Annotated in this window: 14 protein-coding genes; 4 read left to right on the forward strand and 10 right to left on the reverse strand. The window is 61.6% G+C overall.

The features are described 5' to 3' along the window. The first annotated feature begins 5 nt into the window (after positions 1-5). A complete protein-coding gene (glgB, locus tag JK202_RS00725; RefSeq protein WP_211557077.1) occupies positions 6-2,231 on the forward strand; it encodes a 1,4-alpha-glucan branching protein GlgB in 2,226 nt (741 codons plus the stop codon). Then, a complete protein-coding gene (gene treZ / locus JK202_RS00730) occupies positions 2,228-3,982 on the forward strand; it encodes a malto-oligosyltrehalose trehalohydrolase (protein ID WP_211557078.1) in 1,755 nt (584 codons plus the stop codon). The genes glgB and treZ overlap by 4 nt, the downstream gene beginning before the upstream one ends. 4 nt (positions 3,983-3,986) lie before the next feature. Here treZ and JK202_RS00735 read toward each other — a convergent pair whose 3' ends face one another. The 9 genes from JK202_RS00735 to JK202_RS00775 form a co-directional block, all read right to left on the reverse strand. Then, on the reverse strand, positions 3,987-5,474 hold the full coding sequence (locus JK202_RS00735) for a glucoamylase family protein (RefSeq protein ID WP_211557424.1): 1,488 nt from the start codon (positions 5,472-5,474) through the stop codon (positions 3,987-3,989). Between the two features lie 164 nt (positions 5,475-5,638). After that, the gene (gene xdhC, locus JK202_RS00740) at positions 5,639-6,511 is read right to left on the reverse strand and encodes a xanthine dehydrogenase accessory protein XdhC (protein ID WP_211557084.1); all 873 of its coding nucleotides are present in this window, start codon (positions 6,509-6,511) and stop codon (positions 5,639-5,641) included. Positions 6,512-6,513: 2 nt separating this feature from the next. Further along, entirely contained in the window at positions 6,514-8,829 is a 2,316-nt protein-coding gene (xdhB, locus tag JK202_RS00745) for a xanthine dehydrogenase molybdopterin binding subunit (RefSeq protein WP_211557087.1), read from the reverse strand. Then, positions 8,822-10,282 (reverse strand): xanthine dehydrogenase small subunit, encoded by a 1,461-nt coding sequence (gene xdhA / locus JK202_RS00750; protein WP_211557089.1) that lies wholly within the window; start codon positions 10,280-10,282, stop codon positions 8,822-8,824. Before xdhA ends, xdhB begins: the two co-directional genes overlap by 8 nt. 103 nt (positions 10,283-10,385) lie before the next feature. Beyond that, entirely contained in the window at positions 10,386-11,318 is a 933-nt protein-coding gene (locus tag JK202_RS00755) for an ABC transporter ATP-binding protein (protein WP_211557090.1), read from the reverse strand. Beyond that, the gene (locus JK202_RS00760) at positions 11,315-12,268 is read right to left on the reverse strand and encodes an ABC transporter ATP-binding protein (protein ID WP_211557093.1); all 954 of its coding nucleotides are present in this window, start codon (positions 12,266-12,268) and stop codon (positions 11,315-11,317) included. Before JK202_RS00760 ends, JK202_RS00755 begins: the two co-directional genes overlap by 4 nt. Then, complete coding sequence (locus JK202_RS00765) at positions 12,258-13,241, reverse strand: ABC transporter permease (protein WP_211557095.1); 984 nt, start codon at positions 13,239-13,241, stop codon at positions 12,258-12,260. The genes JK202_RS00760 and JK202_RS00765 overlap by 11 nt, the downstream gene beginning before the upstream one ends. Next, positions 13,241-14,209 (reverse strand): ABC transporter permease, encoded by a 969-nt coding sequence (locus tag JK202_RS00770; protein WP_408872123.1) that lies wholly within the window; start codon positions 14,207-14,209, stop codon positions 13,241-13,243. The genes JK202_RS00765 and JK202_RS00770 overlap by 1 nt, the downstream gene beginning before the upstream one ends. An 82-nt stretch (positions 14,210-14,291) precedes the next feature. Continuing rightward, positions 14,292-14,489 (reverse strand): hypothetical protein, encoded by a 198-nt coding sequence (locus JK202_RS00775; RefSeq protein ID WP_211557097.1) that lies wholly within the window; start codon positions 14,487-14,489, stop codon positions 14,292-14,294. 322 nt (positions 14,490-14,811) lie between these two features. On the opposite strand from JK202_RS00775, the gene cysK reads away from it, so the two are divergent. Both cysK and JK202_RS00785 read left to right on the forward strand, forming a co-directional pair. After that, a complete protein-coding gene (gene cysK, locus JK202_RS00780; protein ID WP_211557099.1) occupies positions 14,812-15,807 on the forward strand; it encodes a cysteine synthase A in 996 nt (331 codons plus the stop codon). A 125-nt stretch (positions 15,808-15,932) separates the two neighbouring features. Further along, on the forward strand, positions 15,933-16,601 hold the full coding sequence (locus JK202_RS00785) for an alpha/beta hydrolase (RefSeq protein WP_211557101.1): 669 nt from the start codon (positions 15,933-15,935) through the stop codon (positions 16,599-16,601). A 21-nt stretch (positions 16,602-16,622) separates the two neighbouring features. Here the strand turns inward: JK202_RS00785 and JK202_RS00790 are convergent, their stop codons facing one another. Next, positions 16,623-18,998 carry a heavy metal translocating P-type ATPase gene (locus tag JK202_RS00790; protein WP_211557107.1) on the reverse strand — a complete coding sequence of 792 codons (2,376 nt, stop codon included), beginning with the start codon at positions 18,996-18,998 and terminating at the stop codon, positions 16,623-16,625. Positions 18,999-19,038 lie beyond the last annotated feature (40 nt).

Consider the following 19,038-nt stretch of genomic DNA (forward strand, 5'->3'; position numbering starts at 1 on the left):
TCTGAATGCAGGCCACCACCTTGTCTCCGCCCTTGCAATCCATGATCGACGCTCTGGTGGCGACCCGCTGTCAGGACCCTTTCGCGCTGCTGGGACGGCACCACGAAGGACGGGCCGATCAGGTCCGGGTCTTCTATCCCGACGCCCTCGAAGTCCGCCTTGTGATCCAGAGCGCCAAAGGCGAGCTTTCTGAAAAGCCCATGCGCCGCATCGACGACCACGGCATCTATGCGGCGGCCCTTCCGAAAACCAGCCGCTACAGCCTGCGGATCCTCTGGGCGGATGGATGGCAGGAGACTCATGATCCCTACAGTTTCGGGCTGCTGCTGGGTGAACTGGACCTCTACCTGTTTTCCGAAGGACGGCATCATCATCTGGACGAGATGATGGGCGCCATTCCCATGACGATCGATGGCATTGCGGGGGTGCGCTTTGCGGTCTGGGCTCCCAACGCCAGACGGGTTTCTGTTATCGGAGACTTCAATATCTGGGATGGGCGCCGTCATCCGATGCGGCTACGACACGAAGCAGGGATCTGGGAGCTGTTCATTCCCGGCCTGCGCTGTGGAGAGCGCTACAAATACGAAATCATGTCACAGGACGGCACGGTACTGCCCGCCAAGGCGGACCCTTATGCCCGCGCCAGCGAGCATCCGCCCGCGACAGCATCCATCGTTGCGGCGCCAAGTGCTTTCGCCTGGCAGGACGGTATCTGGATGCAGGAGCGCGCAGCACGTCAGGCGCCGGAAAGTCCGCTCTCCCTCTACGAACTGCACGCGCCGTCATGGCGTCATCCGCAGAGCGGTCATGGTGTCATGGGCTGGGATGAACTGGCCGCGACGCTGATCCCCTATGTCACGGGACTCGGATTCACACATATCGAACTCCTTCCTGTCACGGAATATCCGTTCTCCGGATCATGGGGGTATCAGCCGCTCGGGCTTTACGCGCCCACCTCCCGACACGGCAGCCCCGAACAGTTCGCCCGGTTTGTGGACAACTGCCACCAGGCTGGTCTCGGCGTCATCATGGACTGGGTGCCGGCCCATTTCCCGGCTGACCAGCATGGTCTGGCCTGCTTTGACGGGACGCATCTGTACGAACATGCCGATCCGCGAGAGGGCTACCATCAGGACTGGCACACGCTGATCTATAATTTCGGCCGGAACGAAGTGCGCGGTTTTCTAACGGGAAGCGCGCTGTACTGGCTGGAACGTTTCCATATCGACGGCCTGCGTGTCGATGCGGTGGCGTCCATGCTGTACCGCGACTACAGCCGTGAGGAAGGCGAGTGGTATCCCAACATCCATGGCGGCCGGGAAAATCTTGAGGCCATCAGCTTTCTGCATCAGCTGTCGGAAACCGTACGCCAGCTCCATCCCGAAACGCTCCTCATTGCGGAGGAATCCACTGCTTGGCCCGGGGTGACAAAGCCGGTTTCTGAAGAAGGGCTGGGCTTTGATCTCAAATGGAACATGGGCTGGATGCATGACACGCTGCGCTACATGGAGCGGGATCCGCTCTGGCGCGGCCATCATGGCAGCGACATCACATTTGGTATGATCTACGCCTATTCCGAGCGTTTCATCCTGCCCCTCTCCCATGACGAAGTGGTGCATGGCAAAGGATCACTTCTGGCTAAAATGCCGGGAGATGACTGGCAGAAACATGCCAACCTGCGGGCCTATTATGCCCTGATGTGGGCCTATCCGGGCCGCAAGCTGCTCTTCATGGGCTGCGAACTCGCCCAACCACAGGAATGGTCCTACGAAGGCGAGATCGCATGGTCCCGGCTGGACGATGCGCTTGGACGCGGCATGCATGACACGATCCGTGCGCTGAACGGATTGTATCGCCGCGAACCTGCCCTGCACCAGCGCGACGATACGCCTTCCGGCTTTCGCTGGCTGATCGCGGATGACCGGGAAAACTGCGTTTTCGTCTGGTTGCGGCAGACTCCCAACCGCCCCCCTGTTCTGGTGGTGTGCAACATGACGCCGGTACCGCGTCACAATTATCGCGTTGGCGTTCCATCAGATGGCAGCTGGCATGAAATCCTCAATACGGACGCCGCGATCTTCGGTGGTTCGAATATGGGTAATGGCGGTCAATGTCAGGCCCAGCATGTCTCATCTCACGGTGAAGGACAGTCTCTTGTCCTGACGCTCCCCCCCTTGGCCACGCTGTATTTCTCTCCCCGGCCCGCAAGCCTGCAAGGATCTTCCTTATGACAGCATTCCAGTACTCGGGCCGTTTTGGCGCGGAACTGCTTAGTCCGGACCGGACACGTTTTTCCTTCTGGGCACCATCCTGCGACACCGTCATCCTTGAAGTCGAAGGCCTGCCACCGCAGGCCATGGAACGAGATGAGGAAGGCTTTTTTACAACCGAAGCCCTCTGTGGCGCAGGGGCGCGCTACCGTTTCCGGATCCGGGACGACCTCTCCGTTCCTGATCCCGCCAGCCGCTGCCAGCCTGATGGCGTACACGGACCAAGCGAGATCCTCGATCCCGGATTTTACCAATGGAAAAACCCCGGATGGAAAGGGCGCCCCTGGGAAGAAACAGTCATTTATGAACTGCATGTCGGGCTTGAAGGGGGATATGAAGGCCTGATGGCGCGGCTGGAGGAACTGGTCGATCTGGGTGTCACGGCCATCGAACTGATGCCGCTCAACAGTTTCAGCGGTCACTGGAACTGGGGCTATGACGGCGTGCTGCTGTTCGCGCCTGATATTTCCTATGGCCGACCGTCCATTCTCAAAACCCTGATCGACCACGCTCACGGGCTGGGCCTGATGGTCTTTCTGGACGTGGTCTATAATCACTTTGGACCGGACGGAAATTACGTTCCCGATTACGCCGAGATCCTTTTTGACCCGGATAATGCAACGGTCTGGGGTGATGGTATTAACTTCCATGATCCTGTCGTTGCGGAATTCTTTATCGACAATGCGATGCTCTGGCTGGCGGAATACCGCTTTGACGGACTGCGCATCGATGCGGCCTGGGCAATCACCGACCGTAACTGGTTTGCCCAGCTTCGGCAGAAAGTGGCTCACCATACCGAGCCAGGGCGCCACATCCACCTGATCCTCGAAAACGAAAACAACGATTCCGGTCTTCTACGGGACGGCTACAATCAGTGGGACGAAGACTGGCACCATGCCCTGACCGTTCTGCTGACCGGCGAAAATGTCGGGTATTTTAAAGCCTTTACCAATGACCCGACCGCCCTGCTACGCCGGGTTCTGGCAGAAGGATTTGCCTGGCAGGGAGAATATTTCGCACCCGCCGAGAAGATGCGTGGCACACCAAGTGCAGACCTGCCTCCCACGAAATTCGTGACCTTCCTGCAGAACCACGACCAGATCGGCAACCGTCCACGCGGCGAAAGGCTGATCACACTCTGCGAACCGGATTCCTTTCGCGCGGCCTACGCCCTGCTTCTGCTTTGCCCGATGACGCCCATGCTGTTCATGGGGGAAGAATGGGGCTGCACAACTCCGTTCTATTTCTTCTGCGATTTCCATGATGATCTGGGCCAAAAAGTCCGCGAGGGTCGTGACAATCAGTTCCGCAAATACTGCGGCATCACTGATCCGGAAGAACTGGAAAGCCTGTCCGACCCGATTGCACGCTCAACCTATGATGCTTCACGCCCCGACCGTCATGAACGCGAAACCGCTTACGGGCAGGAATGGCTCGCCCGCACGAAAGAGCTGCTGGCCCTGCGGCATCATCACATCACCCCGCATCTGAAAGGCGCGCGCAGTGCGGGGGCGGAGGTTCTGGGAGAGAACGCCGTCCGGGCAACATGGCTTCTCAACAACGGAACCCTGCTGAGCACCTCCATCAATCTGGGCTCGCAGATCCTGCCCCTCGTGGAGCCGGGCTCCGTCATTCACCAGAGCACTGTGGGTAGGACGGCAGGCACCCTGCCGCCCCGCAGCATTGTCGTGGGGCTGGAACGCGCTCTCTAGACTGTCAGAGAGACTTTCCGGTCGGGATGGAGGCAGCCGTCTTGGTACGCAGCCAGCCCCCTTCAAACCCTGCGCGCTCCAGCCCGGCGCGCAGATAGGGGTTCTTCTTCATCGTGTTCCACACGAGACCACTGCGCCAGTTCTCCAACATCAGCAGGATCGGACCCTGATCAATACCGAGCTGCTGCCCATCCACCCAGTAGGATTTCTGGTCGGCAAAGGACGGGTTGAAGGCGTCCAGGAACCCATACTTGTTATAGATCCGGTCTCCATAACGGGAACGCATTTCCTTGAGCGCCGGCAGAGCGATTTCCGGCGCAAAGGCAATGGACCCACCCACGGCGGTCGGCGCAATCGTGCCATCATCCAGAATGTAATCCCGCCCGGCACCACGCGCGCTATAGGCCAGATAATGGCGCTGCTTGCCATCATAAACCTGCTGCGCATCGCCTGGACCATCACAGGCAGTGAGCCCCCAAATATTGGAGCCGTAATCCTTCCAGTCGCCCGGATTAGCCTGTGCATAAGCCCGCTGTGCATAGGCAGCTTCGCGGCCGTTCTGGAAATAATCGACGTTATGCGCACGGTCCCAGGAATCCTGCACGCCGCGGAAATCAATCCAGGATTCGCTGTACTGATGGCCGAACATCGGCGCAAAATTCAGCAGCTTGTGGCCCTGAAAGTCGCCCCACTGGTTTTCATAGGTTGCAGTCCACGCCTTCCAGGTCTCGGCCGGCAGCGGATGCGTCGGCGAACCAAGCGCCTGAAGATAGATGATCAGGCCCTCGTTATAGCCCTTCCAGTCGCTCGGCAGGAACGTATGCGGCGGCATCCAGCCCATGCTGAGCCAGGGACCATGCGCCTTCATCCAGGTCCAGTCGATCCGGCGGTACAGAGTGTCCGCGATATCGCGGATTTCTTTTTCCTGCGGCGTGTCATGATCGAAATAGGACTGCGAGAACAATACGCCGCCCATTAGCAGCGCCGTATCGATGCTGGACAATTCGGACCAGTCCGCAACCCGAAGGCCGGTGTTGGGATCGAGGAAATGGTAGAAGAAACCCTTATAGCCCGCAGCGCCCGTCACATGATCGTTCTGCGGCAGGCTGGCTAAAAAACGCAGTGTTGTCAGCGTTCGGTCCACGGCCTGCTGGCGCGTGATGTAGTTGCGCTCCACGCCAATGCCGTAAGCTGTCAGCCCGAAACCGACGCTGGCAATACTGGCCGCCCCATTGGGCAGTGGCGCGCGGTCCGGCACCAGACCATTCTTCGGATTGGCCGTCTCCCAGAACCAGTTGAACGTGCGCTTTTCCAAATCATCGACGAAAGCCGTATCAGCCGCTGGCAGGCTCGCAGGCTGAAGAGCCGGAGAAAGCGCTGTACTGGCCGTCGGAGCAGAATGGGCAGTGTGAAGCGTCAGACCAAGCACCCCAATCGCAAATCCTGTCTGACAGAAACGGGAAATCCGGGATTTCCACCTCTGCCCTGTCATGGCTGCTGGAGAGAAAAACGGGACTTCGGAAGTCCGCTGCGTCCGGTGCTGCATGCTCATGCGGGGAGGATAAGCAGAAGGACAGACCGCCACGCACCCACCGTTACATCAACTTTCCGTGACCGCCGAAAAGTGAAGGAACTCCGCCCTTGTCTTGAAGAACTTTATGACAGGATTGGGGCGAATGTAACATCATCAATATCTGAAATACCCGTCTCCGAAACCCTGACGCCACCATACGACTCTGTCTCGCACAGCATCCGGGCGGCAATTTCCGCCGTCACGAAAGTCGCGATCACCTCGGGCCGCTTGTCCCGCACCCCGAAATCCCCGATCGGACAGACGAGACGGTCGATCTGCTCCTGTGGAATGTCGATCTGGCGAAACGCGCTCTCGAATCGTTTGCGCTTCGTGCGGGACCCGATCATTCCAACATAGCGCAGGTCACCGCGCTCCAGCGCTGCTCCCGTGATGAGCGCATCCAGCGTATGGCTCTGGGTCAGCACCAGCACGCCCGATCCGGCAGGTGCCCCATTCAGAAGACCTTCCCAGCGTTCCGTGACATGCGCCTCCACCCCGGACGGCACGATGCCGAACTCTTCTTCGCGCGCATCCACCCAGACCACCTGCAGCGGCAGAAGCGCCAGCGAGCGCGCCAACGCTCTCCCGACATGCCCCGCACCAAACAGCAGCAGTTGCGGCAGCTTCTCCCGTTCAGCAAGGATTTCCGCCTCAAGAGCCCCGGCATCTTCCACACACTCGATACGAACCGTCACGGCCCCGCCGCAGCACTGGTTGATGGCCGGACCCAGCGGAATATGGCGCTCGACCGGCTCTCCGCCCGACGCCAGAAGCGCCCGCCCCTCCGCCATGCAGTCCCATTCCAGCCGACCGCCGCCAATCGTGCCGGTCTGTTCGGTCCGGGTCAGGAGCATGAACGCGCCTTCTTCCCGAGGTGTGGAGCCCCGGGCGCGGATGACGGTCAGGCGCACCATGGCCTGCCCTTCCCGCCGCCAGCGCAGAACATCCGCCAGCATGGTCAGCCAGCCCGATCCTGCACGGCCATGAGGGTTTTCAGAACCCGCTCGGGCGTGGCCGGTGCGTCAAGCTTCGGGCAGGTCCGGTAATCGTCCAAACTGGCGATCGCGTCCGAAATGGCCTGAAGGACCGCAACCCCATGCACGAAAGGCGGCTCTCCGACGGCCTTGGATCGGAAAATCGTCTCCTCCCGGTTCGGCGCGTTTTCCAGCAGTTCCACATTGAAAATCCGCGGCCGGTCGGAACAGGCCGGGATCTTGTAGGTGCTGGGCGCATGCGTCCGCAGACGTCCGGCTCCGTCCCAGACCAGTTCCTCCGTTGTCAGCCAGCCCGCGCCCTGCACGAACCCGCCTTCGATCTGCCCGACATCAATGTCCGGATTCAGGGACTGTCCGGCATCATGCAGGATATCCACGCGGTCGATGCTATGCTCGCCCGTCAGCAGATCGACCGACACTTCCGCACAAGCCGCGCCATAAGCGAAATAGAAGAAGGGTCGCCCGCGCCCGGTCTCGGGATTCCAAGAAATCTTCGGCGTTTTGTAAAACCCGTTCGAGGACAGCGAGACCCGCGCGAAATAGGCCTGCCAGGCGAGTTGCTGGAAGGTCATGACCTCCGCGCCGACATGCACGCCATCGGGCCGGAAATGGATGTCTTCGGCCGCCACGCCCCACTTCTCAGCGGCAAAGACGATCATCCTATTCTTGATCTTGCGCACCGCATCCAGCACCGCCATGCCGTTCAAATCCGCCCCCGAAGACGCCGCCGTGGCGGACGTGTTCGGCACCTTCCCGGTCGTCGTCGCCGTGATGCGGACGCGATCCGCCGTCAGGCCGAATTCGCGCAGGACGATCTGCACCATCTTGGTGTGCAGCCCCTGCCCCATTTCCGTCCCGCCGTGGTTCACCTGAACCGAGCCGTCCGTATAGACATGCACCAGCGCGCCGGCCTGATTGTAATGCGTGGCGGTAAAGGAAATGCCGAACTTCACCGGCGTCAGCGCAATGCCGCGACGGATGATGCGGCTGGTGCGGTTGAACGCCCGGATTTCGGCCTTGCGCGCCTGATAATCACAGCGCGCGACCAGCTTTGTCAGGATCTCGGCCGTAATCGAGTCCTCGACTGTCATATGATACGGCGTAAGATTACGCGTCCCGGTTCCATAAACATTCCGCAGCCGGACCGCCACAGGATCAAGTCCGGTCGCAAACGCGACTTCCTCGATCACCCGTTCCGCCGCGACAATGCCCTGCGGCCCGCCAAAACCGCGATAGGCGGTGTTGGACTGGGTATTGGTCCGCAAAGGCTCGGATTTCAGACGCACATCGGGATAGAAATAGGCATTGTCGGCGTGAAACAGCGCCCGGTCCGTCACCGGCCCGGACAGATCCGCCGCCCAGCCACACCGCGCGGCCAGAACCATATCCACGGCCAGAATATCGCCCTCATCGGTGAAGCCGACGTCATAGTCGATCAGAAAATCATGCCGCTTTCCGGTTGCCATCATGTCGTCATCGCGGTCCAGACGCGCCTTGACCGCCTGCCCCGTCTGGTTAGCGGCAATAGCGGCCAGACAAGCCCAGGCATTGGCCTGTGTCTCCTTGCCACCGAACGCGCCTCCCATGCGCCGCACTTCCGTCGTGACCAGATGATGAGGACGCCCCAACACGGCCGCGACCAGATGCTGCGTCTCGGACGGATGCTGCGTGGACGACCAGACGCGCATTTCCCCGGCTTCTCCCGGCTGGGCAAGCGCCGCCTGCCCTTCCAGATAGAAATGCTCCTGCCCGCCAATCTCGATCTGCCCCGACAGGCGGCGCGGCGCGGCTTTCAGGCCACGTTCCACATCCCCGCGCTGCATGGTCAGGGAGCGCCAGACCATCGGGCTGCCATTCTCGCGCGCCTGCGCGATGTTCAGGATCGCGGGCTTCTCCTCATATTCAATCTTCGCCAGCCGCACGGCCTGACGCGCCGCCTGACGCGATGTCGCCACCACGGCAAACATCGTCTGCCCCCAGAAATGGACATGATCCGTCGCCAGAAGCGGCTCGTCTTCCCGATGAACCGGGCTGATCTGGTTCTCGCCCGGCACATCTGCCGCCGTTAGCACGCACACGACGCCCGGCGCGGCGCGCACGGCGTCCAGATCCATCGACACGATCCGCGCATGGGCCTTCGTGCTCAGCCCCGGCACGAGATGGAGCGTCCCGCGTGGCTCAGGCAGATCATCAATATACGCCGCCTGCCCCGTCACATGCAGCAATGCGCTTTCATGCTTCATGCTGGTCGAAGCAGCACCCGGCGCGAGATCAGACATGCGCCAGCCCTCCCGTCCGGGCGAGACGCGCCTGCGCACCGCCCGTCGTTTCTTCAAAAAACCGCGTCAGCAGATTGGCGGCCACGGTCTGCCGGTACCAAGCACTCGCCCGCATATCGGTCAGCGGGGCGAAATCTTCCAGGATCGCCGCCCGCGCAACTTCCAGCGCGTCCTGATCCCAGACGCGCCCGAGCAACGCCGCTTCCGCACCCGATGCCCGCTTCGGCGTGGCTGCCATACCGCCATAGGCCAGCCGAACCGCAGTGATCCGCCCCTGACCGTCCGTCTCGATCATGAAAGCGCCCAGAACGGCGGAAATGTCCTGATCAAAGCGCTTGGAAATCTTGTAGGCGCGGAACTGCCCACCCCGCGAGGGAGCAGGAATGCTCAGGGCCTCCACGAACTCGCCGGGCTGCCGGTCCTGCTTTCCGTAAGCGATGAAATAGTCTTCCAGCGCGATGGACCGACGCTCCGCCCCGCGCCGCAGATGCAGCGTCGCACTGGCCGCAATGAACATCGGCGGCCCGTCCCCGATCGGGGAGCCATTCGCGATATTCCCACACACCGTCGCACTGTTCCGTACCTGCGTGGAGCCCAGACGACGGATCATTTCCCCTGCATCCGGCAGCAGTTCCGCAATGGCCATGCGCGCGTCCTGATACGTCACCGCAGCGCCAATCCGCAGCCCCTCGGGCGTTCTGGTCAGACCGCGCAGTTCCGGAACCCGCCCGATCGGCACGACATGCTTCAGGCGACGCATCCCCTTCGTCACCCACAGCCCCACATCCGTGGCCCCTGCAACAATCGTCGCCTCCGGATCGGCCATCAGGATCTCCGCCAGATCATCCGCAGACGCCGGAATGCTGAGCGTGCCCTCCGGCCCCTCAAGCCGCACGCTCTCGCCGTCCTGCAACGCCGTCAGACGGTCGGAAATCGCCTCTACCTGCGCATCAAAACGGTCCGGCCCCGCCGCCAGCGCCTGTTTCATGGCACGCACGATCGGAGCGTATCCGGTGCAGCGGCACAAATTGCCGGCCAGTGCGTCATCAATGGCCTGATCGTCCGCCTTGGCCCCTTCAGTCTTTCGATAAACCGCCATCGACATGACGAAACCCGGCGTGCAGAACCCGCACTGCGAGCCATGCTGCTCGACCATGGCCGTCTGCACGGGATGCGGCGCATCGGCCGTTCCCAAGTCTTCGATCGTAAAGACCTGTGCACCGTCCAGCATGCTGACGAACTGAATGCAGGCATTGACCGCCCGCCAGTTCAACCGCCCGTCCTCAAGCCGGACGACCAGCACCGTGCACGCCCCGCAATCGCCTTCATTGCAGCCTTCCTTGGTGCCGGTCCGGCCACGGTCACGCAGCCAGTCCAGCAGGGTCAGCGTCGGGGACAGATCCCTGAGCGTGCAGAGGTCTTCCCCCAGATAAAAACGGATATTCTGGCGCATCGGGCGGGATCTCAGGCAAAAATACGAGGGGGCGTGCAGACTTCTGTGCCCCACGGCAGGCGTTGCCGTCTATATCCAAGATCGGAACAAACCGTTGCCTTTTTTAGAGCAGCGGATAATGGCAGGCGACCGTGCGCCCTTCCCCGACCCTGTTGAGTTCCGGCCGCTCCTGCGAGCATCGCGGCTGGGCCAGCGGACAGCGCGTATGAAACGCACAGCCCTGCGGCGGATTGATCGGGCTTGGCACATCGCCTTTGAGCGGCGGCGGCAAGGGCCGGTCCGGACGGGGCACCGCATTCAATAGTGCCCGCGTATAAGGATGGGCCGGGGCTTGCAGAACCGCCAGCACGTCCCCTTCCTCCACGATGCGTCCCAGATACATGACGGCAATCCGGTCCGCCATCTGCCGCACGACCGCCAGGTCATGGGAGATGAACACGCACGCCACGCCCAGCGAATTGCGCAGATCCCGCAACAGATTCACGATCTGCGCCTGCACGGACACATCGAGCGCCGATGTCGGCTCATCCGCGACCAGAAGGTCCGGCCCCAGCATCAACGCGCGGGCAATGTTCAGACGCTGCCGCTGCCCACCCGAAAACTCATGCGGATACCGGGACAGAACGGACGACGACAGGCCAACCTGCTCCAGCAGCACCCCGATCCGCTCCACAATGCCGGCCCGTCCATGGATCCGCATTGGCTCCGCCAGCGTGTCACCAATGGTCCGGCGCGGATTGAACGTCGAAGACGAGTCCTGAAATACCATCTGCATCCGGGGCCGCCAGCGCCTTAACGCCCGATCCGACAGTCCGGAAATCCGCTCCCCTTCAAAGAACACCTCTCCCGAACTCGGCGCCCCCAGCCCGATCAGCGTCCGCCCCAACGTGGACTTGCCACAACCGGACTCCCCGACCAGCGCAAGCGCCTCCCCGCGATGCACGGCCAGCGACACATCGCTCACGGCGCGCAGGGTCTCCCCGTGTGACAGACGGTAGTATTTGCTGAGGTTTTTCGCTTCAAGAAGAATGGTCATGCGTCGTACAGCACGCAGGCCACGCGCCGCCCTTCTTCCGGGTCCCGCAACGCAGGACGCACGGCACAGTCCGGTCGCACAAAGCGGCAGCGCGGCGCGAAAACACAGCCTTCCGGCCGGGCATCCGGAGCCGGCGGACGTCCCGGAATGGTTGGCAGCGCCTCCGGCCTCGGGCCATCCAGCGGCGGGATCGCTTCCAGCAGGGCCTGCGTATAGGGATGCAGCGGCCGCGCCATAACCGCCGCAACCGGCCCCTGCTCCACCACCAATCCCGAATAGACGACCGCCACATGCGTGCAGGTCTGCGCTACGACGCCCATGTCATGCGTAATCAGCATCACGCCCGCCCCACTGTCGCGGATTTCGCACAGAAGCGTCAGGATCTGCGCTTGCACTGTCACATCGAGCGCCGTGGTCGGCTCATCAGCGATCAGAAGCGCAGGACCACAGGACAGCGCCATCGCAATCATGGCGCGCTGGCGCAGACCGCCGGAAAGCTGATGCGGATAGCGTTTCGCCGCCGCTTCCGGATCGGGAACACCCATCCGCCCCAGCAGAATCACGGTCCGCGCGCGCGCCTCGCGGCGACTGATGGACTCATGCAGACGGATCTGTTCATCGATCTGCGCGCCGATGGAGCGGACCGGCAGGAACGCCGTCATCGGGTCCTGAAAGATCATGGCCATACCCGCACCACGCAGACGCCGCCACTCCCGATCCTTCATCTCCAGCAGTTCGCGGCCCTCAAAACGGATGGAGCCCGAAGCCTTCAACCCCGGCAGCAGTCCCATGACGCTCATGGCGGTCAGGCTCTTTCCTGATCCGGACTCTCCCACCACGCCCAGCGCGTCCCCGCGCCGCACGTTCAGGGAGACGTCTTCCAGCAGCGCTGTTCCGTTCGGCAGTTCCAGATGCAGGTGATGCAGCGTCAGAAGCACTTCAGCGTCCATGCCGTCCCTCCCTGATCCGCGGGTCCAGCAGGGCATACAGCCCGTCCACCAGCGCATTGGCGATGACGACGAAAACGGCGGCATACATGACCGTCGCCATGATAAGAGGCAGATCGAGCGTCGCCAGCGCCTGATAGGTCAGCCGTCCTACGCCCGGCATGGCGAACACGACTTCCGTCAGAAGCGCACCGCCTCCCAGAAGCTGCGCGAAATCCAGCCCAAACAGTGACACATAACTCAGCCAGGACAACCGCAGACCATGCCACAGCCACACCCGCACCGGCCCCGCCCCCTTGGCGCGCGCCGTCCGGATAGAATCCTCGCCCATCGCCGTCAGCAGTTCGGAACGCAGAACCCGCGCATACAGACCAATAAAACATACGGCCAGCGTCAGAGACGGCAGGAACAGCGCCTTCGCCCAGCCCCAAGGGCTCTGCGAAAACGGCACATATCCCAGCGGCGGCACCCAGCGGAACAGGAACGTGTCATGCCAGCGGCTCTGCGTGACAAGATTGACGACCTCGCCAAGCCAGAACACCGGCATGGACAGGCCGATCAGCCCCAGAACCATCAACAACCGGTCCACCCAGCTGTCGCGCAGCACAACCGCAGCAATCCCGAACACCAGCGATCCGCTGACCCAGAAAAACGCCGCCCACAGCACAAGCGAGAGCGTCACCGGGGCCGCCTGCAACACTTCCGGCACAACACGCTGCCCGTGATTGACGAAAGACGTCAGGTCCCGGGTGACGAACAGCTTTTCCATCATCTTCACGTACTGCACGGGCAGCGGCTGATCGAACCCGTATTCCGCGCGGATCCGTTCCACAACCTGCGGACTGGCCCCACGACCTGCAATCCGCGCCGTCGGATCTGCCCCCGGTGTCGCAAAGAAAATCCCGAAAACGAGGACGGAAATCCCGAAAATGACCAGCAGCATCTGCCCGGTCCGGGAAGCAAGGCTACGGATCATCAGGCCCCGCCTTTCGGATCGAGCTGATCACGCAGCGCATTGCCCAGAACATTCAGCGCCAGAACGGTCAGCACAATCGCAACGCCCGGAGCAATCGCCACCACGGGGCGCGTATAGAGCAGCCCTTCGCCGTCCTGAATGATCGTCCCCCATGACGCCGCCGGTGCCTGCACGCCAAGCGACAGGAACGACAGCGCGGATTCCGCCAACATGCACAGCGCCATCACCAGCGGCGCGAGCACGGCCATGGTCGGCGTAAGCCCCGGCAGGATTTCCCGCCACAGAATGCGAAAATCCGTCGCCCCCATGCCGCGCGCTGCCATCACGAACCCCGCCTGCGACAGGCTCAGCGCCCGCGCCCGAAAAGGCCGGGCGGCATAGGGCACATAGACCAGCGCAATAATCCCGATCGGAATCAGCAGATTATCCGCCCCGATGGTGACAAAACCAAGCTGGATGCCGTGCCCCACCGTGACGACAGACAACGAAATCGCAAACAGATAGACCGGGATCGCCCAGAGCATGTCGAGAATGCGCGACAGGATCAGGTCGATCCACCCCCCGAAATATCCAGCGCAGATTCCGATGCAGGCTGCAAGACACAGACAGAGCGTGGCCGACGACGCCGCGATCAAAAGCGAATTGCGACCACCATACAGAACCCGCGCCGCCACATCCCGCCCCTGCGAATCTGCTCCAAGCGCATACGGCCCCGGTTTCCAGTCCGGTGCAATCGGACTGAGGCCCAGATGAAGCGGATTGTCGTTAGGCTGCATGAGATCGACGTGCTGGCCATTACGGATCGTCGTCCCCGCGATATCGGACGAGAACGGATCTATGCCATTAAGCGCAGCATAAAGCGGAGCAGACAGGCAGGCGAAGATGATGGAAAGAAGAAGCAGGGCCGCAAAAGCGCCATCCCGACGCGTCAGAACTGCGCGGGCAATCCGCCGATAACTTCCTTCCACGCCTGCTCCAATCCGTTCCGGTTCGTGATCTTTTTTCGTTCTACAGCACGAACGCGTCCGGACAGAAGAGGGTCTTCGTCAATCAGACGATTTGATGGACCGGTTTGCGCACATGCTGGCGAATACGCCGCTGAAGCGCGACCAGGTCGGGAAGGAGTTCATTATGGAGCGCACGCACGCTGTCATGTGCAGCGTAGAAGCGCCTTGTGCCACTCGTGCTGACCAGAATAGCCGCGCCGAGAAAGACACCGTTAATTTCGATAATGGTTGAACCAAGCATGATGCCGGACCTTGAAGAAAGAGCCCGACAGTCCAGTTGTCGGGCGTTATGACACGCCGGAGACGATTGTCTCCGGACCTGAAGCGGAGCAGCGTTTGCGCTGCGAGCTACACATTCGACACATCATTGACCGACTGGTCCCGTTGTTGTGGATGCCACTGGAGCAGATTGGATACGACATCCGACAAGGCGCCGTCAATATATAACGTGCGACCATGATGCGATGTCGACAAACCGCGTTTATTGACGTTATTCATTCGTTGTAACGGAAATCATCATTTACCGTCTGCCCTTTCCCCCATTCCCCGTGTTAAGTGAGGCTATGAGCAAGAAGGTTCCGCTGTCCCCCGCCCCTTTCGAAGGTTATGCAGCCCCTAGGGGACGCGTTTTCAACTCCTTTCTGGAGACGGTAGGAGGCACACCACTGGTCGCGCTGCCGCACCTGACCCAGCGTGAGCATCTCAACGGGCGGCTGCTCCTCAAGCTCGAATTTTTCAACCCGCTCGGCTCTGTCAAGGACCGCATCGGCGTGGCCATGCTGCTTGATGCCGAAGCTCGCGGCCTCATTACCCCGGGCCGTACGGTCCTGATCGAACCGACCTCGGGCAATACCGGCATTTCGCTGGCTTTCGCGGCTGTGGCTCTGGGATACCGGCTGATCGTGACGATGCCGGAGAACGCTTCGACCGAGCGCCGCAAGATGATGCGCCTGATGGGCGCAGATACCGAACTGACATCCGCCTCCCGCGGCATGGCCGGCGCAATTGAACGCGCCGAGCAGCTCAACCGCACCCTGCCAGACGCCTGGATGCCGAGCCAGTTCGAAAACGACGCCAATCCGGCCGTACATGAAGCCACAACGGCTCAGGAAATCTGGGAAGATACGGCAGGCAAGGTCGATATGGTCGTGGCCGGGCTCGGAACGGGCGGCACAGCTTCCGGCATTGCACACGGTCTGAAAAAACACCGCAAATCCATCAAGATTTATGGTGTGGAACCCCGGGAAAGCGCAGTCCTACATGGCGATGAGCCCGGGCCCCACGGCATTCAGGGGATCGGCCCGGGTTTCGAGCCCGACACGTTGGATATCAAGGCGCTGGACGGCGTATTCGAGGTATCCGAGCAGGAAGCTGTTGCGACCGCACGTTTGTGTGCTGCAGTTGAGGGCATTCCCATCGGCATCTCTTCAGGTGCGGCCCTGTTTGCTGGGATGGAGCTGGCCCGCAAGCCCTCCAATCGTGGCAAGACGATCGTCGCCATCGTACCGTCTTTCGCAGAACGCTACCTCTCCACGCAGCTTTTTGACGGGCTCTCCTGAAAGAAAATAAAATAACTTTCTGTAAAAGTTATTTTATTTAATACGCATTTATGTTCGTAATTACTTTGAAGTCCTGTTCCGGTCTCTGAGAAAGAGAGTCGGGACGGCTGAGAGGAGATAACGTCATGAACCTGTTTTCCGGCCGTCCCACATCCTTTGATCCCGCCTGGGCTACGCATGGCCTACCCGACACGTCGCGGCAGCAGATTGCAGGAGCGTTCAAACGCCTCGGCCAGCAGGTCGAACTTCTGCTGGTCCCCGGCCTGTTCGGTTCTGGCCCGGATCACTGGCAGTCCCACTGGGAACAGGCTTATGGCCTGAAACGTCTCCACCAGAAGGACTGGGAAACACCCACACCCGCAGACTGGGAAGCGTCACTCACCGCTGCGGTCGAGACCTCGTCCCGTCCGGTTTTCCTGATCGCCCACAGTCTCGGGGCCGTACTGAGCGCGAAATGGCTGTGTCGACACGGTGGACACCGCGTGGCCGGAGCCTTTCTGGTCGCCCCTGCGGATATCGACCAGACGACGCATCCGGACGTTGAACGCATCCGCTCTTTCGGCCCGCTCCCCCATACGCCCCTGCCCGTTCCCACGGCCCTCATGGCCAGCAGCAATGACCCCTGGCTGTCATTGCCGCGCGCGCGCGAACTGGCCGGACAGTGGCAGTCAGATTTTCTGGAGGCGGGCGCTGTCGGCCATATCGGCAGCAGCGAGCCGCTAGGGCTGTGGGAGCATGGCGCAACTGCCATGCTCGATTTCGCCCGCAGGAAACTCCCGTTCCGGGTGCAGTAAAGGCTCCCGGAACGCGCAACCTCAGGATTTTCCGGAGATCGGCTTCCAGCGGTTGAGCAGCAGGGAATTGCTGACCACCGAGACGGAACTCATGGCCATGGCAGCGCCCGCCACGATCGGGTTCAGCATCCCGAAAGCCGCCAGCGGCAGGCCGAGGATGTTGTAGATGAAAGCGAAGAACAGGTTCTGCCTGATCTTGGACAACGTGGCGTTGGACAGGGAAATGGCGTCCAGAACGCCCGTCATCTCGCTTTTCATCAGCACGACATCCGCCGTATCGAGAGCCACGGCAGAGCCCGCACCAATGGCGAACCCGACATCGGCTGCGGCCAGAGCCGGCGCATCGTTGATGCCGTCGCCGACCATACCGACCAGACCGCCTTGCGCCCGGTATTTCGCAACGCCATCCGCCTTGTGCTCCGGCAGCACGCCAGCAATATAGTCATCTACGCCAACCTGCCGCGCCACGACTGACGCCGCGCGTTCGTTATCGCCCGTCAGCATCACGACCCGGATACCCCGTGCCTTCAGAGCCTTCACGGTCGCCACAGCATCGGCCCGAAGCTCATCCGCCAGCGCGATAATCCCCAGAATTCGCTCCCCTTGCGCCACGGCGATGACGGTATTGCCTTCGCTTTCCAGCGCCGCGACCGGCAGGGACGACAGGTCCAGCCCGCTCTCCTGCATGAATTTCGGTGAGCCCAGACGCGCTTCCTGTCCGCCAAGCAGCGCGACAACGCCCTTGCCCGGAACCGCCTGAAAACCCTCGGCCCCACCGGACGCACTCACGCTGTTGCTCTCGGCATAATCCACGATGGCGCGGGCCAGCGGATGCTCGGAATTATGCTCCAGGGCATGCGCAACGCCCAGAAGTGTGTCGACCGGAACGCCCGCCGCGGGATGAACGGCGGCCACCGTGGGACGGCCCTGCGTCAGGGTGCCGGTCTTGTCCACGATGATGGTCTTCAGCTTCTCGGCACTCTCCAGCGCATCGGCATTGCGAAACAGAATGCCCGACTGCGCGCCACGCCCTGTCCCGACCATAATGGCCGTCGGCGTCGCCAGACCCAGCGAACACGGGCAGGCAATCACCAGCACGGACACGGCTGAGACAAGACTCCATGTCGCGGAGCCGGTCACGGCCCAGCCAATCAGGAAGGTGAGAACGGCAATCCCGATCACGGCAGGCACGAAAATGCCCGAAACCCGGTCGGCCAGACGCTGCACATTCGCCTTCGAGCCCTGTGCCTGCTCGACCATTTTCACGATCCGCGCCAGCGCCGTATCCGCGCCCACACCCGTCGCCCGGACACGCAGCGCGCCGTTGGCGTTCATCGTGCCACCAAAGACCTCCTGCCCGACTTCCTTGAGAACAGGAACGCTCTCACCCGTCAGCATGGACTCGTTGACTTCGGAAGACCCCTCGATGATCTCGCCATCCACCGGCACGCTTTCGCCCGGACGCACGACGAAAATATCCCCGACATGCATATCCGCCACTGCGCGATCCATGATCACGCCGTCCCGCTCGACATGTGCAATCTGCGGCTGAAGCTGAAGCAGGCTCTCGATCCCGGCGCTGGTCCGGTTCTTGGCGCGCGTTTCCATGAGTTTGCCGAGCGAGATCAGCGTGATGATGGACGCGCTGGCTTCGAAATAGACATGCTGGTGCAGCCCGAACACCACCACAACCGCACTGAACAGCCAGGCGATGGACGTTCCCAGCACCACCAGCACATCCATGTTGGCCGAGCCGCCACGAACCGCATTCCACGCTCTGCGATACAGATGCGCCCCGCAGACGAACTGCACGATCGTGGCGAACAGGAACTGCACCGGAACCGGCACGATCATGCGGCCGAAAAACATACCGATCATCTCGGCAAAGAGCGGCAGGGACAGGACAAGCGTCAGGATGAACCGGTTGCGCTCCTGCTTCCAGATGGCCTCACGTCTGGCTTTCGGGTCCTCACGCGTGCCTTCATCCAGACGCTCCGCACCAAATCCGGCCTTTTCGATCTTGCCGATCAGGAACGCCGGTTCGACCACACCGGGGATGTAGTTGATATGCGCGCGCTCGGCCGCGAAATTGACGCTGGCCTGTACGGAAGGCTGGCGGTTCAGGATCTTCTCGATCCGCGCCGCACAGGCCGCGCAGGTCATGCCCGACAGCGACAGATCAAGGCTCTGCTCGTCCACGGAGAAGCCCGCACGGCGCACGGCCGCCACGACGCTCTCGATGGAGGACGACGCATTTTCAAAAGCAACCTGCGCACGTTCGGAGGCGAAATTGACTGTCGCCTTCACGCCGTCCTGACGGTTGAGAACTTTTTCAATCCGCGCGGCACAGGCGGCGCAGGTCATGCCGCCGACGGGGAAACTGATCGTTTCTGACATCTGGAAGAGGGTCCTGTCGGCTAGGGATATTCTACAGAGG

The sequence above is a fragment of the Gluconobacter sp. Dm-62 genome, from assembly GCF_018256155.1.
Classification (GTDB): Bacteria; Pseudomonadota; Alphaproteobacteria; order Acetobacterales; family Acetobacteraceae; genus Gluconobacter.